This window comes from Pseudomonas sp. NPDC086566 (assembly GCF_050280885.1).
Taxonomy (GTDB): domain Bacteria; phylum Pseudomonadota; class Gammaproteobacteria; order Pseudomonadales; family Pseudomonadaceae; genus Aquipseudomonas; species Aquipseudomonas vlassakiae.
Genome location: NZ_JBNNWD010000008.1, coordinates 1 through 14326 on the forward strand (window position 1 = coordinate 1; position 14326 = coordinate 14326).

General features: G+C 65.6%; 14 protein-coding genes. 4 read left to right on the forward strand and 10 right to left on the reverse strand.

Annotated elements, in window-relative coordinates; translation table 11 throughout:
- From bamA to ACQKPS_RS18865, 4 genes are all read left to right on the forward strand, one after another.
- The coding region (gene bamA / locus ACQKPS_RS18850) for an outer membrane protein assembly factor BamA (RefSeq protein WP_427605318.1) at positions 1-1061 on the forward strand (1061 nt) is incomplete at its 5' end.
- 102 nt (positions 1062-1163) lie between these two features.
- Positions 1164-1502: a hypothetical protein gene (locus ACQKPS_RS18855; RefSeq protein ID WP_254480088.1), complete on the forward strand. Its 339-nt coding sequence runs from the start codon at positions 1164-1166 to the stop codon at positions 1500-1502.
- A 134-nt stretch (positions 1503-1636) separates the two neighbouring features.
- Positions 1637-2026 carry a hypothetical protein gene (locus ACQKPS_RS18860; RefSeq protein WP_254480089.1) on the forward strand — a complete coding sequence of 130 codons (390 nt, stop codon included), beginning with the start codon at positions 1637-1639 and terminating at the stop codon, positions 2024-2026.
- An 86-nt stretch (positions 2027-2112) separates the two neighbouring features.
- Positions 2113-2526, forward strand: coding sequence for a hypothetical protein (locus tag ACQKPS_RS18865; RefSeq protein ID WP_427605319.1), 414 nt, complete (start codon positions 2113-2115; stop codon positions 2524-2526).
- Positions 2527-2545: 19 nt separating this feature from the next.
- Here the strand turns inward: ACQKPS_RS18865 and ACQKPS_RS18870 are convergent, their stop codons facing one another.
- The 10 genes from ACQKPS_RS18870 to ACQKPS_RS18915 all read right to left on the reverse strand — a co-directional run bounded on the left by ACQKPS_RS18870 (position 2546) and on the right by ACQKPS_RS18915 (position 14109).
- Positions 2546-3277 carry a DNA-binding domain-containing protein gene (locus tag ACQKPS_RS18870; protein WP_427605320.1) on the reverse strand — a complete coding sequence of 244 codons (732 nt, stop codon included), beginning with the start codon at positions 3275-3277 and terminating at the stop codon, positions 2546-2548.
- Positions 3270-4115 (reverse strand): DUF692 domain-containing protein, encoded by an 846-nt coding sequence (locus ACQKPS_RS18875; RefSeq protein WP_427605321.1) that lies wholly within the window; start codon positions 4113-4115, stop codon positions 3270-3272. The genes ACQKPS_RS18870 and ACQKPS_RS18875 overlap by 8 nt, the downstream gene beginning before the upstream one ends.
- A 64-nt stretch (positions 4116-4179) precedes the next feature.
- Entirely contained in the window at positions 4180-4701 is a 522-nt protein-coding gene (locus ACQKPS_RS18880; RefSeq protein ID WP_254480093.1) for an HvfA family oxazolone/thioamide-modified RiPP metallophore, read from the reverse strand.
- 204 nt (positions 4702-4905) lie between these two features.
- Positions 4906-5670, reverse strand: a complete 765-nt coding sequence (locus tag ACQKPS_RS18885) for a hypothetical protein (protein WP_254485570.1) — start codon at positions 5668-5670, stop codon at positions 4906-4908.
- An 88-nt stretch (positions 5671-5758) separates the two neighbouring features.
- A complete protein-coding gene (locus tag ACQKPS_RS18890) occupies positions 5759-6247 on the reverse strand; it encodes an isochorismatase family protein (RefSeq protein ID WP_254480094.1) in 489 nt (162 codons plus the stop codon).
- 66 nt (positions 6248-6313) lie between these two features.
- Positions 6314-7939: a methyl-accepting chemotaxis protein gene (locus tag ACQKPS_RS18895; RefSeq protein WP_254480095.1), complete on the reverse strand. Its 1626-nt coding sequence runs from the start codon at positions 7937-7939 to the stop codon at positions 6314-6316.
- A gap of 154 nt (positions 7940-8093) precedes the next feature.
- The gene (locus tag ACQKPS_RS18900) at positions 8094-10058 is read right to left on the reverse strand and encodes a heavy metal translocating P-type ATPase (RefSeq protein WP_427605322.1); all 1965 of its coding nucleotides are present in this window, start codon (positions 10056-10058) and stop codon (positions 8094-8096) included.
- Between the two features lie 37 nt (positions 10059-10095).
- Positions 10096-11136 (reverse strand): protease modulator HflK, encoded by a 1041-nt coding sequence (gene hflK, locus ACQKPS_RS18905; RefSeq protein WP_427605323.1) that lies wholly within the window; start codon positions 11134-11136, stop codon positions 10096-10098.
- Positions 11123-12133, reverse strand: a complete 1011-nt coding sequence (hflC, locus tag ACQKPS_RS18910) for a protease modulator HflC (protein WP_427605324.1) — start codon at positions 12131-12133, stop codon at positions 11123-11125. Before hflC ends, hflK begins: the two co-directional genes overlap by 14 nt.
- The gene (locus ACQKPS_RS18915; RefSeq protein WP_427605325.1) at positions 12130-14109 is read right to left on the reverse strand and encodes an SPFH domain-containing protein; all 1980 of its coding nucleotides are present in this window, start codon (positions 14107-14109) and stop codon (positions 12130-12132) included. Before ACQKPS_RS18915 ends, hflC begins: the two co-directional genes overlap by 4 nt.
- Positions 14110-14326 lie beyond the last annotated feature (217 nt).

Sequence of the window (14326 nt, forward strand, 5' to 3'; positions counted from 1 at the left end):
CCGGCCTGATCCTTGGTGGCTCGATCAGCCAGAGCAACTTCCTCGGGACCGGTAACAAGGTGTCCATCGGCCTGACCCGTTCGGAGTACCAGACCAAGTACAACTTCGGCTTCGTCAACCCCTACTTCACCGAAGACGGTGTCAGCCTGGGCTACAACCTGTTCTACAGCAGCACCGACTACAGCGACTACTACGATGACGGCGTGTCCTACTACGCAATCAACAGCTATGGCGCGGGGGTGAACTTCGGCTACCCGATCAACGAAACCTCGCGCCTGACCTACGGCCTGACCCTGCAGCACGACGACATCAACCCGGGCACCTACAGCGCCGACGAGATCTACGACTTCATCCAGCGCGAAGGCAAGAGTTTCAACAACCTCAAGGCCTCGATCGGCTGGTCCGAGTCGACCTTGAACAAAGGCGTGCTGGCCACCCGCGGCCACTCCCAGGCCCTGACCCTTATGGCGACCACCCCAGGCAGCGACCTGTCGTTCTACAAGCTCGACTACAACGGCCAGACCTTCCTGCCCGTGAGCAACGACACCACCCTGCGCCTGCACACCACCCTGGGCTACGGCAACGGTTACGGTTCCACCGACGGCCTGCCCTTCTACGAAAGCTACACCGCCGGTGGCCAGGGCTCGGTGCGCGGGTTCAAGGACGGCACCCTCGGCCCGCGCAGCACCCCGGCCACCGGTACCTATTCAAGCGCCGGCCAGGCCTATTACTCCGACCGCGACACTGACGTGCTCGGCGGCAACATTCTGGTCACCGGCGGCGCCGAGTACATCTTCCCGATGCCGTTCATCAAGAACCAGAGCCAGCTGCGCAGCTCGGTGTTCGTCGACGCCGGCAATGTCTACTCCGACACCTGCTACCTATCCACCACCCAAGGCTGCGGCAATGTCGACCTCAACCAGCTGGCCGTGTCGCTGGGCGTCGGGGTGACCTGGTACAGCCCGATGGGGCCGCTTAGCTTCAGCCTGGCAGCACCGCTGAAAAAGCCGGATAACGCCGAAACGCAGATCTTCCAGTTCTCCCTGGGCCAGACCTTCTGACTCAGCGCACACGCCTTACCGGTTTTTACCCTCGCTTAACCCAAGTTGACCGTCACCTTGCCTAAGCTGAGAGACATATGAACATGCCTTGCAGGTAACCCCATGCCACCCTTCGTCCCCACCGCCCTGGCTTCGGCATTGCACCAAGAGAGCCCCGCCTCGCAACTCGACCTGTTGCAGCAATGCCTGAGCACCCTGCTGGGCCCACGTTATACGGTCATTCTCGCTGCCAGTGGCGACGACGCCAGCCACTATCACCTGGCGATCCAGCACGGCCAGAGTGGCTTGTCGCTGGAAGACAACGGCAGCATTGGCCCCGGTTTCGCCGAGCGCTTGCTGGCCCTAGGCGGGCAGGTCAAGGCCATGCTCGAGTCACAAACCTTCGCCCGCATGGGCAGCGACGACCCGACACGCCCGTTGGTCTGGCTCAGCGACGTGTAGACGCTAAAGCGCTGAACGAACAGAACTTTTCCCCAATTACTTGTCTATCTGGACATGCTCACGCAGGTGGTGGCGCAGCCTCACGGCGCTGCCCACCGCATGTTCAATGACAACCTTGGGGGGTGCCTTCAATCATGAAATTCTCTTTCCCGAAGTTCCTGCTCTCTGGCCTGTTCGCCTTGGCGGCCATCGGCTCTGCGTCCGCCACGCCGATGCACGTTACCCATGTGGGCCTGGCCACTGAAAGCACCGTTCAAGCGCCCGCCAAACCCGCCCAGACTCCCTGGCCAAACCTGGCCAGCGTGGCCAACGGCCAGCCAGGGCCACTGCTGGCCCATGATGACCGCTACTGGCGCGACGGCCGCTGGCACTACCACAGCGAAGACCGCCGCCGCGAAGAATGGCGCCGGGCGCAATGGCGCCGGGAACAGGCACGCCGTGAAGCCGAGCGCCGTCACGAATGGGAACGTCGCAACGAGCGGGCCCACCATTATGATCGCGATCACCACTACTACCGCCGCTAAGCGCTGGCGCTCATTTGTACCCGGCAGTCCCTTCGACTATGTTCACTGCAGCCAGCCACTGGCTCAACATCGAAGGGACTCCAGGCATGAAAGCAAACCGGTTCAGCTTCTCTCCACGCCTCCACGGCCTGGCCGCTGCACTGCTGCTGGCACTGGCCGGCTGCAGCTCGATCAACGCGCATACCACCGAATACGTCGGCGTGCCGCACTTCACCCCGAGCAACGCGGCCAACGTCGAAGTACTACGCCGCGAACCCACCCGCAAACATGTGCGCCTCGGTGAAGTGCTGGTCGACGCCAGCGTCGAGCCAGCACCGCCGATTACCGAGGTGGAACAGAAGCTGCGGGAAGAAACCGCATCCATCGGCGGTGATGCCGCAGTGGTGGTGTATGACCGCATCCAGCCAGTGGCAGCCTATGTCGAAGGGCCTCTGTGGGACCGTGATATCCGCAGTGTCGAAGGGCGCAAGCTCAAGGCGATCGTGATCAAGTATCAATAATCACAGCTGCGCTCGCAGCTCATCGGGTGCCGAGCACGACGCCCTGGGCTTTCAGGCTCTGCAACAGCGCCAGGCCGTGTGCCTCGATGGCAGCGGGTTCGACGCCTGCTGCCGCGGCCAGCGCCGCCAGATGTCCGCGCCCGCTCATGGGCTGGTCCTGCAACGACTGCAACAGCGCATGGGCCAGCGGCGCAAGGCGCGAAAAGGCCACCTTGTGGTCTTTTCCTCGGTGAGCCAGCAGCAAGGTGGGCTCATCGGGCGCCTCGCCCGGCAGATGTTCCGGCCCGATATGGCTGACCGGCCAGGCATAAGCCAGTGGCACAGCCAGGCTGGACAGCACCGGCACGCCAACGAGCAGATCACCCTCCGGGGCATGCTCAGGTTCGGCGGCATCACTGAGCAACAATGCCGTTTCTATCCACTCGTAATGGGCAAGTTCAGCGATCCACCCGGGCTGGTCGCCTCGCCCTTGCAGGTATTCGACCCACTCGCCGCCCACTTCGGTGAACAGCGGCGTGTGGCAGCGATGGTGGGCGTAGAAGTTTTCGCACAACCCCTGCCAGTGCTCGGCAGCGAGACTGGCATGCAGCACCGGAAAGCTACCCGCCAGCAATGCTTGCAGGTTGCCGAAGAACAGCTGCCGGTACACCGCCAGGCGCCGCGCTTCTATACCGGGCGGTGGCGGATTGGCCTGCGGATCGCGGATATGGCCAGCCATGCGCAGTTGTTGTTCGCGCAGTGAATCAGCCATGGCGCACCGCCAAGGCCTGCACTGTAGATTGCAGGCTGCGGATATGCTCCACCTCGACCAGCAGCTCGGCCAGCGGTGGCAGGTTGAAGTCGCGCTCGAGCAAGGTCGGCACCGGCCCCAGGTGCTGGTAGGCACTGGCCAGCAGTCCCCAGACATCAGGCTTGACGCTGGCACCATGGGTGTCGATCTTCAGGTCCGGCGCTTCGTCGTAGTGCCCGGCCACATGCAGGCAGACCACCCGCTCGGCCGGCACCTGGGCCAGGAACGCGGCAGCGTCGTAGCGATGGTTGCAGGCATTGACCACGATATTGTTGATGTCCAGCAGCAGGTCGCAGTCGGCTTCACTCAACACCGCCTGCAGAAACTCGATTTCGCTCATCGCCTGATACGGTGCGGCGTAGTAGGAGATGTTCTCCACGGCAATCCGCCGACCGAGGGCATCCTGGACTTCAGCAATGCGCTGGGCAGTATGGCGCACGGCTTCTTCGGTGAACGGCAGGGGAATGAGGTCATACAGATGGCCGTCATCGGCGCAGTAGCTCAGGTGTTCACTGAACAGCGGTACCTGGTGACGGTCGAGAAAGGCGCGAATCTGCCGCAGGAAGCCATGGTCCAGTGGTGCCGGGCCGCCAAGCGACAGTGACAGGCCATGGCAAGCCAGCGGATAGCGCTCGGCCAGTTGCGCCAGGCCTTCGCCGAAGGCGCCGCCGACGCCGATCCAGTTGTCCGGGGCGCATTCGAGAAAGTCCACGGCGCCAGCGTCCATGTTCAGCAACTCAGGCAGCAGTGCACGGCGCAGGCCCAGGCCCGCACCTTGCAGATAAGAAGTAGTGCTCATCGACAGGCTCCTTGTGGTGCAGCGCCCTCCCCGGCACACGGCCTGGGGAGGTTGCCGCTGCGGGTCATTGCTTGGCCTGGCTCAGCTTGCTGTACAGGTCGGTCGGGAAGGGATTGCCGTTGGCGTCGAACTGGTGCTTGCGGAACTGGTAGACCTCGGCTTCGGAAAGGTAGCCGTCGTGGTTGGCATCGATGGCATCGAATTCGGCACCGGCCTTCGGCGCGACCGCCAGCAGCTCGGCGCGGGACACGCGGCCGTCATGGTCGGCGTCAGTACGGGCGAACGAAGCGTCGCCGCACTTGCCTTCACCGCATTTGCCTTCAGCCTGGGTAGCCTTGGCACTGCTGGCGCCACACTTGCCCTCGCCGCACTTGCCTTCGGCCTGGGTGGCTTTGGCCTTGGCGCCACTGGCACCGCACTTGCCTTCGCCGCACTTGCCCTCCCCGGCCTTTTCCGCAGCCGCCAGCTGGTAGCCTTGCGGCAGTGGCTCGACGGCAAACGCCGAGGAAGCCAGGTTGATACCGCCCACCAGGGCGATGCTCAGCAGGCCGAGGCGGGTCTTGTTGGGGAACTGGATACGGGACATGGTGTTTCTCCTGATAGTCGTACGGTCATGCCTCAAGGGCGAAGAGCCAGGGAACGCAAGCCGCAGGGCTTGTTCGTTCGGGCTGGTTCATTTGGCCCCAGGGATGTATCCCGGGCGTATCAGCAGAGCGAAGGATTTGTAAGCAAGTTGGCGTAGCAGGCGCCTTGATACAGAACGATACAAGCGCCTGCCTGGGTGCAGAGGTCAGCGGCGGCCCAGCAGCCTGGCCAGGGCAAAGGTGGCCGCCACGGCCAGCAGCACAGCGACGGCAATGGCCGGCACGGTACCCCACTGCGCGATGAAGCTGTGCACTGTCAGGTAGAACCCCAACACGCCCACGCCGCCAATGGCGTTGCCGCGCACGATCGCGCCCAATTCATGGTGCCCGCCCTGAACATGGGCGAACACCGCCAGCGGCCAGGCGATCACCGGGATCGGCGCCAGCAGGCCGCTGGCCACCGGCCCGAGCCATTCGGCGCTGGCGGTGATCGCCACCAGCAGCGCGGTGGCCGTGAGCATGCGCATCGGGATCACCCAGCGCGGCAGTTGCACCACCTTGGCATCAGCGGCCGGCGCCGGTTGCGAGGTGACGACGATGATCAGGGCGAGCAGCGCGAGGGTCACCACCACCGACAACGCCAGCCAACCCAGGTGGCTCATCAAGGCAGCCATGGCCGCGTAAACCGCCAGCGCGGCGATGCAACCAGGCAATGCACCGATCCGTCGCGTCACCTGGTAGTAGAACAGGTAGGTCGCCTGCACCGCCGCCAGGCCGGCCAACGCTCCAGGCACTGCCTGCAAGGCAAAACCAGGGCCCTGTTCGAGGCTCAGGAACAGCACGACCAAGGCTGAGGTAACCGGCAGCCCGGACAGCAGCCCGCCGATTTGCGTGCCCCAGCGCCTGGCCGCCAGCGAGATGGCCAACATGAGCGTGGGAGTGATGAGAAACTTGAGGTAGAAGGCGGTCATGGCAAGCCAGAGCATGTCGATAAGGAGAAGGGCCAGGTGCATCGGCGCCCCCATGCTAAACGATGCGCGCTGGCTTTTCGCGGTTTTCTCAGGCGCCCGACTGCGCGAGTTCGGCCATCACCTCGGCCCGCGTGGTCACGTTGCCGAAGTGGTGCTTCCAGAGGTCGGTCCCCAGTTTGCCGGAGCGGTCCAGCGATGAGCCGACGGTCAGGTCGGTCACCAGGGTCGGGCAGAGCCCGGCATCGAACAGCGCAAAGCCCGCCGCCAGTACGCAGGTTTCGGTCTGCATGCCGCACACCAGCACGCGCTGCACACCCAGTTGGCGCAGGTGGGCGATGGTCTCGGCGGTCTGGCCATAGCCATGCTTGATGAACACCTGGTCCACCTCGACCAGGCACTCGTCCTCGGCTGCCGGGTGCCAACCGAGCTGGCGCTGGAACGGCGTCACCTGCTCATCGTGCAATTCGACCGAGGCGAACGACGGAATCCTCGCTGACAACAGACGAATCCCGTCCACCAGCCATTCGGGGGGGCTGAAGGTGGACTGGACATCAACGATGAGCAGAACCTGCTGCATGAACGACTCCTGGATGCTCGAAACGGCCGCGGAGTATATCTGTTTGCAAGGCCGCAGGTGGGCGCTTCAGACCCTGAACCGGCCCACCAGGGCCGTCATCTCCCCAACCAGCCCTGACAACGCCTGGCTGGCCTCGCTGGTCTGCTGCGCACCCGCCGCCGACTGGCTCGACAGCTCGCGGATGTTCAACAGGTTGCGGTCCACCTCACGCGCCACCTGCGCCTGCTCTTCGGCTGCGCTGGCGATCACCAGGTTGCGCTCGTTGATCTCGCCGATGGCGCTGTAGATCCCCTCCAGCACCTGGCCTGAAGCCAGGGTGACGTCCAGTGTCGACTGGGCCCGGCTGGTGCTGGCCTGCATCGAGGCGACCGCCGCCTCGGTCCCCTGCTGCACGCGGCCGATCATCTGCTCGATTTCCTGGGTCGAGGCCTGGGTGCGGTAAGCGAGTGTGCGCACCTCATCGGCCACCACCGCAAAGCCGCGCCCGGCATCCCCGGCGCGGGCGGCCTCGATGGCTGCGTTGAGAGCCAGCAGGTTGGTCTGTTCGGACACCGAACGGATCACCTCGAGCACCTTGCCGATATCGCGCACCTGCCCCACCAGCTGCTCGAGATGGCCGCTGCTGGTCTGGATCTCGCGGGTCATGGCCTGGGTGCCGTCGATGTTGTCGCTGACCTGCTGACGGCTTTTCTCCGCCAGCTGGTTGGACTCATGGGTCGCTTGGGAGGTCGTGACGGCATTGCGTGCGACCTCTTCCACGGCCGTGGTCATTTCGGTGACGGCGGTGGCCGCCTGTTCCAGCTCCTGGCCTTGCTGGCGCAGGTTGTTGGCGCTTTCCTCGGTGACGGCATTCAAGGCTCCTGCCGCATCGGCCAGCTGTCGGGTGCAACTGCTGATCTTGCCCAAGGTATCGCGCTGGCTCTGCTGCATACGTTCCAGTTCATGGAACAGCTGGCCGATCTCGTTGCGTTGCCGAGCCTGCACCGGCACGCTCAGGTCGCCACTGGCAATACGCTGGAAATGCCGGCCCGCCTCACGCAGCGGGTGCAGCACACGCTGGGCGATGAAGGCCCAGCACAGGCCGGCAAGCACCAATGTCACCGCCAACAACCCCAGGCTCAGCTGCTGCGCACGCTCCAGGCGACGGTCGGACTCCTGCATGATCTGCTGCCCGCGCTCGGTCAAGGCTGCGACCAGTTGCTGGCGCAGCGCCTGCAGCCGGCCCATGGCGTTGCCGGCGTCGGTGTTGACCTTGAAATACTGCTCCAGCGAGCGTTGGCGCGTAGCTTCGCGCTGCCCGTCCACCGCCCTGGCGTACTCGGCGAAGGTGGCTTGCAGCTCGCTGGCCACTGCGTGCAGCGCCGGCTCGCGGGTGTTTTCGACGAACTCGTCGACCAGCTTCTGGCTCTTGTCGTTCAGCTCGACCGACATCGCCATGCGCTTGTTCGCACTCTCGTCGTGGCCACCGAGCTGCTCGATGAAGCCCGAAGACACGTTGGCACTGGAGCGGATCGCCATCAGCAGGGCATTGTTCAGCCGGTCCGACTGGTGCGCGGTCTGATCGAGTTCGGTGATCTGTTCGTCGCTGCCCAGCGCCGCACGCCAGGCACTGACGGTGGAAAACAACAAGGTCAGGCTGAACAACAACAGCACCCAGAACATTCCGGTACGGATCTTCAGGTCGGCAAACATGCGTGCGGTACTCCTTTTGTGCTGGCTGATGCCACTTCTGGTCGAGGTTTCGACGGTGGGTCAGCAGCTATCGGAGTCGCCGCCGCAGGCTTGAGCGCACCAATACGGCTTGTGTTCGGTAACCGCACAGATGTTGCTTGCCGTGGGCTTCTGGCTAGGGCGTGGTCGCCGGTAGCGCGTTGCTCTGCCCGAGCCGTTCGTCATAACGCAACAGGCGCCCGGCGTTGGTCAGCACCAACAGCGTACTGAGGTTGTGCAGCAGCGCGGCGATCATCGCACCCGCGGCGCCCAGCAGGCCGAACGCGGCGGCGACCACAATCGCCAAGGTCCAACCCAGGCCGATCAATACGTTCACCTGAAGCGTGCGTCGGCACTGGCGGCTGAGGCGAATGCAGGTCGCCAGGCGCCGCAGGTCGCCGTTGATCAGCACGATATCCGCCGCCGCCAGGGCAATGTCGGCTCCGTTAGCCCCCATGGCCACCCCGACCACGCCGGCCTTCAGCGCCAGCGAGTCATTGATGCCATCGCCCACGACCAACGGGCGGAAGCCCAGCTGCAGCTCCTGGTTGACGTGGTGCATCTTGTCTTCCGGCAGCGCTTCGGCCACCACACGCGTCATGCCGACCTGCCCGGCAATGGCTTCGGCGACACGGCTACGGTCGCCGGTCAGCAGCAACTGACGCTGCAGGCCAAGCTCGCGCAGCTGCTGCATGGCCTCTGCAGACTCTGCCCGAACGTTGTCGGCCAGCAGCAGCCAGGCAAGGAACTGCCCGTTTCGCGCCAGGCCGGCAATCGGGCCGTCATGCTCGGGCACCGGCGGCACCACCAGGCCGAGCTGGCGGAACAGCTCCGGGCGGCCCAGGGCCGCTTCACCCTCGGCCGTGTGCGCCACTACTCCAAAGCCCTGGCGTTCATGAATGTCCAGCAGCGCCAGGTGCTGCTCATGGGGTACCAGCGCCGCCAGGGCGCGGCTGACCGGGTGGCTGCTGGCGGCGCCAAGGCTGGCCGCGAGCTTGACGATTTCGCCCTGCGGCACGGTCGCCGCAGTACCGACCACATTGCGCAGACGCAGGTCGCCATAGGTCAGCGTGCCGGTCTTGTCGATCACCAGTGACGACAGGTCGGCCAGTTCCTCGAGGAAGGCCGAACCGCGAATCAGGATGCCATGCCGGGCAGCGACGGCAATCCCCGCCACCGCTGTCGCCGGCGCCGACAGCACCAGCGCGCACGGGCAGGCAGCCACCAGCACGGCCAGCATGGCCTGGGCATCGCGGGTGATGAACCAGGTCACGGCGGCAATCAGCAAGACCAGCACCAGGTAGCGCCCGGCGTGGCGTTCGAGCAGCCGGGTGATGGGCGGTTTGGCTTGCTCGGCGCGCTGCATCAGGGCGATAACCTTGCCCAAGGTGGAATCATCGCCAACCCGGGTGACTTCTACCCGCAGCAGCCCATCCAGATTGATCGAACCGCCGTGGACATCCATACCACTGGCCACCTCCAGCGGCACCGCCTCGCCGGTGATCGGCGCGGTGTCCAGGCTGGCCTGGCCTTGCAGGACACGCCCGTCTGCAGGCACACGGTCACCGGCGCGCACCTCGACCTGGTCGCCTGGCTTGAGGCTGGCATTATCGACCTCGCGCACCTGGCCATCGGCGTCGATCAGCCGCGCATGGCTGCGGGTCAGTTGCCCCAACGCAGCAATGGCCTCTTGCGAACCCAGCACACTGCGCTCTTCGAGCATGTGACCGAAGATCATGATGATCGGCAGCAGCGCCGCCGTGGCCAGGTCGCCGGTTGCCCAGGCGCCCAGCATGGCCAGGGCGATCAGTTGATCGGTGAGGCCATGCAGGCTCGGGTGCAGCAGGCTGTACCAGGCCGAGCGCAATACCGGGACGGCAACCAGCAACGAGGCGGCGCCGAGCAGCAGCTGGCTGACCCCCTCCTGGCTCGGCGCCAGCCAGCGCCAGGCCAGCCCCAGTGCCAGCAACCCCAGGGCCAGCATCGCCAGGCTCAACTGGCGTGCGGCTGACCGCTGTTCGGCCTGCGACAGCAAACCGGAGGTGAGGTGGGTATGGGCATGGTGATGGTGCCCGTGACCCTGACAATGGTGAGTACTCATCGCGAGCCGCTCCAGAAATGGGAATAAAGCGTCGAACTCATTGCGCTGGCCCCTGCAGGATCATGCGCCCGGCGTCATCCTTGTTGACGGTGGTGACCGACCCGGCGCGCGCCAGTATCGCCGGCACCCGCTCGCGGTAGAGGCGCAGCAGCAATTGCGGATCCTGTTGCTGGGCCAAGCCAACGATCGTCGCGGTGGCGGCCTGGGCGCGGGACAGCCGCTCGCTGGCTTCGGCCTGGGCCACTTGCACGGTGCGGTCGGCGGCCTGGGTGGCCTGCTGCAGTTGCCGCGCAGCATCATTACGGGCCCTGGCCACCGCCTGCTCGGCCTGCTGGCTGGCGGTGAGCACCGCATTGAAGGCGCTGACGGCCGACCATGGCAGCGACGACTGGATGTCGACCCGCACCACCTCGACCCCCAGGCTGGCACCGGCCGAACGCAGCCGGGCAAGGCTGGCGTTAATGCCCTGTTGCAGGTCGCCACGCAGACGCTCACGCTGGCTGGCCAGCCCGGCATCAGCGCCAACCAGCTCAGGGCGCGCGACCAGGATCGCGTCCATGTCGCGCGAGGCGCAGACCTGCACAGCATTGCGCTCCACCAGGCGGTCCAGCGCGGGCTCCACATGCGGCCCCTGGCGCGCATAGGCGTAGGGATCGCTGACGGTATAGAACACCCGGACGTCCAGCTGCACCGCCCCGGCATCGCCGGTCAACAGGTAACCGGAGCCCGCCGTGGCATCGCTGGCCAGCGTGCCATCCTTGTCGGACTTCTGTGCAAGTTCCGAGCGCAGCAGCAAGTCCACCCGGCGTTCGCTGACCCGCGCTGCCGAAGGCAACATCACCACCTGCTCGAAGGGTTCGGGCCAGGCCAGCAACAAGCCCGCATTCTGGATGCGCTCCTCGACCCCCAGGCGCAAGACCACCGCACGGTTTTCCGGCCCTATCTGCCGCACATTGCCAAACAGCCAGCCCACCGCTGCCAACAACGCCACCACGTACAGCGCCACGAAACCGATGCGCCCTGATTGCAGCCAGGGGCCGGCGGGCAGCCTGGCCGACAACGGCTCACGGCTGGCCATGGGCAACCCCCGCAGGCAGCACAGGCCCCTCTGCCAGCGCGCGGAACGGTGCCGCGTCGGTGCGCAGCACCAGCTTCGTGCCAGGGTTGATGACCGACCCGAGGGTGTCGAGCGAACGCAGCAAGGTGTACAGCTGCGGCGCACCGGCATAGGCCTTGCCGTAGATGTCCGCGGCCTGCACCTGCGATTGTGCCTGGATCTGCGCGGCCTTGACGCTGGCGTCGGCCTGCAGGATGCGCGCATCACGCTCGGCAGCCGACTGGATCTCGGCCGCTTTTCGTTTGCCTTCAGCGGTGCGCTCGGTGGCGATGGTCTCGCGTTCGGCGCGCATGCGGTCCACGGTGGCTTCGAGGGTGACCTTGGGCAAGGTCAGGCGCTCGATGCCCACCTGCACCACGCGCACGCCGTAGCTGGTGATCAACTGCTGCTCGATCTGCTCACGCAGGCGCTGCTCGAAGGCATCGATGCGCACCCGGCTGGCATCGACGTTGACCAGATCGGCCAGTTCGAAACCGCTGGCCGTGGTTTCCAGGGCCGAACCGACCAGGGTGCGAATCTGCCGCGCCGCCTCGTCAGGCTGGTTCTGCACCGCGCGCATGAACAACTGGATGCTCTGCGGATCCGCTGCCACCTGCCAGGCGACATAGGCCTGCACGATGATGCGCAGGCCATCCCGCGTGCCGACATCCTGCAGCCCGCTGGAGGTCGTGCGCAGGCGCAGGTCGACCGGCACTGCGGCCTCGAACGGCACGGGCCAACGCCAGTTGAGCCCGGGCTCGATGAGCACCCGCGACGGGTTGCCGAAGCGCGTGATGACCGTTGCTTCGCCGACACGAACCTGCACCAGACAGGCCGTTGCGGCCATGATCAGGACCAGCAGCAACGCTACCCCGACCCGTACCCAGGCGGGCCGGGCACGGTGGTTGGTATCAGCATGGTCTTGATGGTGGTCGTGGTCGTGGTCGTGGTCATGACCATGTGCGGTATGGGAACTCACGGGTTACGCTCCTGGGTACGGCCGGATGCGGGTTTCGGTTGCGATGGGTCGATGGGGGCGGCAAAGCTGCGCAGATCCAGGGTCGGCGCCTGGTTTGCCGCCAGCCGGTGATCGATGATCAGGCTGCTCGCGTGCGCCATGCCTTGGGCCAGCCGTTCCAGGTACTGTTCGAGGATGAACGCCTGGCCTGCATGCCGCCAGGCGGTATGCTCGGCGTCGAAGCGCAGCGCGGCAGTGTCGGCGCTGGTCTGGGTGTCATGGGCGTCGGCCATGGCCTTGTCGGTCAGCGACGTGGCGCTCTGGCGGGCTTCGTCAAGCTTCTGTGCGGCCCGCCCACGGTCACGGGCGACCAACGCCTGGGCGGTGATCTGCGCGGCCTGCACGGCATGATAGGCGTTGGCCGCACCGGCTGGCGGGTGGATGGCCTCCACAGAGGTCGCCAGCAACTCCACCCCGGTGTCCATGCGGTCGAGGTCGGCCTGCACCGCACGACCGATGTCACGGCCAAGTTCGGCACGTTCGGCCCCCAGCAGGCCATCCAGCGAGCGCCCGGCAAAATCGTGGACCAGCACCCGATTGGCGACGCTGCGCAGCAGTTGCTCGACATTGGCCGTGTGATAGGCCGCCGCCAGCGCGGCGGCGTCGCTCAGGCCGATGCGGTAGATGAAGCGTACATCCATGTTGACGATCTGGAAGCCCTGACGCCCGCCATCGGCACCGGCGATGACTTGCGAATTCTCACTCAGGTGGGTGGCGTCCCACAGCCGGTTGGCGGTTGCCGGCGGCGCACCATCGGCTGCGGCCAAGGGCTCGCTGACGCCCTCGGCCGTCGTGGTCGCCAGTTCATGGATGATGCTGTTGTCGACCTGCAACACCTTGCCAAACGGCCACGGCAAGCCGACATGCAGGCCAGGCGGATAGACCGCCACGGGGTTGCCAAAGCGTTCGTAGACCCCACGATTGTTCGTCGGCACCTCGATGATGCCGGTCAGCAACCAGCCGACCAAGGCCACCAGCGCGGCCACCGGCAGGAACGCCCGGCGCATGAAAGCGAAAGCCCACACCTGGCGCAGGTCGATGCCCAGGCGCTCATGCAGTTCATCCTGCAGCACGGCCAATGGCCGCGGCGGCCATTGCAGCAAGTCGCCCGCCAGGCTGCGCGCCACCAGCGCCGGCTCTTCATCCGGGCGCGAAGGGCGGAACATGGCCAGCACTGCCCGGGTCAGCAGTTCGAGCGCTGCCAGGCCGGGCAACAGGCCGATCAGCACGGCCAGACGGGCCGGCCACAGGCGTTCACCGTCAACACAGACCAGGCAGGCAATGCTCAGTACCTGCACAGCGATGACCAGCCGCAAGCTAGCGGCAAGCGCTGCGGCTTCGGGCCAGGTCGCCTCGCTTTCAGCCATCAGGTGGCGTTCGAGCACGACCAGGCAGAACGCAAAAACGGCCAAGAAGCCGATGGCAACCCAGGTCACCTGCCCTGCCGCCGTCGGTGTCGGCAGATCGAAGCGCCAGCTCCCCGTCACCAGCAGCAGTGCCAGGCACGCCAAGCCAATCAGCCAGGGGGTTTCTGCGCCGAGCCTGCGCCATTGCCGTCGGCAGGCATCGGCCACGTCCCGGCACCAGCGATCAAAGCGGCTGAGCGACTCGGGCTCGACGCTTTCGCTGGCTGTGCGCCAGAACAGCAGCGGGGCCGGCACCTGGCCCATGGCGGTCGCGCGCCAGCTGGCCACCTGCCAGGCCGACTGCGCGGCGCCCGCCAATAGCAGCAACACGGCGCTGTTGACGGCCAGCAGGGCACGCCAGTACGAGTCCGGGCTGAAAATGCCGATCAGCCCCTGCAGTAGCGCCAGCAGCAGCGCAGCTGCCAGCGCCAGGTACATCAACTGCCTCAACGTGCGCGCATGGACAGTCGCACGCTGAAATCGCGGGTACGCATCGAGGTCGGCGGCCTCAGTGTCTAGATCGACTCTCATTAAGACTCCAGGAATACCAGGCTTCGCAAGTCATGAGCCGAGGGAGCTGACGGCCACCGGTGACGAGCGGCGTAACGTTATAACGGCAAACGTAAAAAATTTGTCGCAAAACGTAAAGTTGGTATCTGGGCTTGCAAGTGTATGCCGCGCGGGCGGCGCTCGATCTCACAGGCGCCATAACTGCCACGGCGAACACTTCCCGGCCTCCCCTCAAACG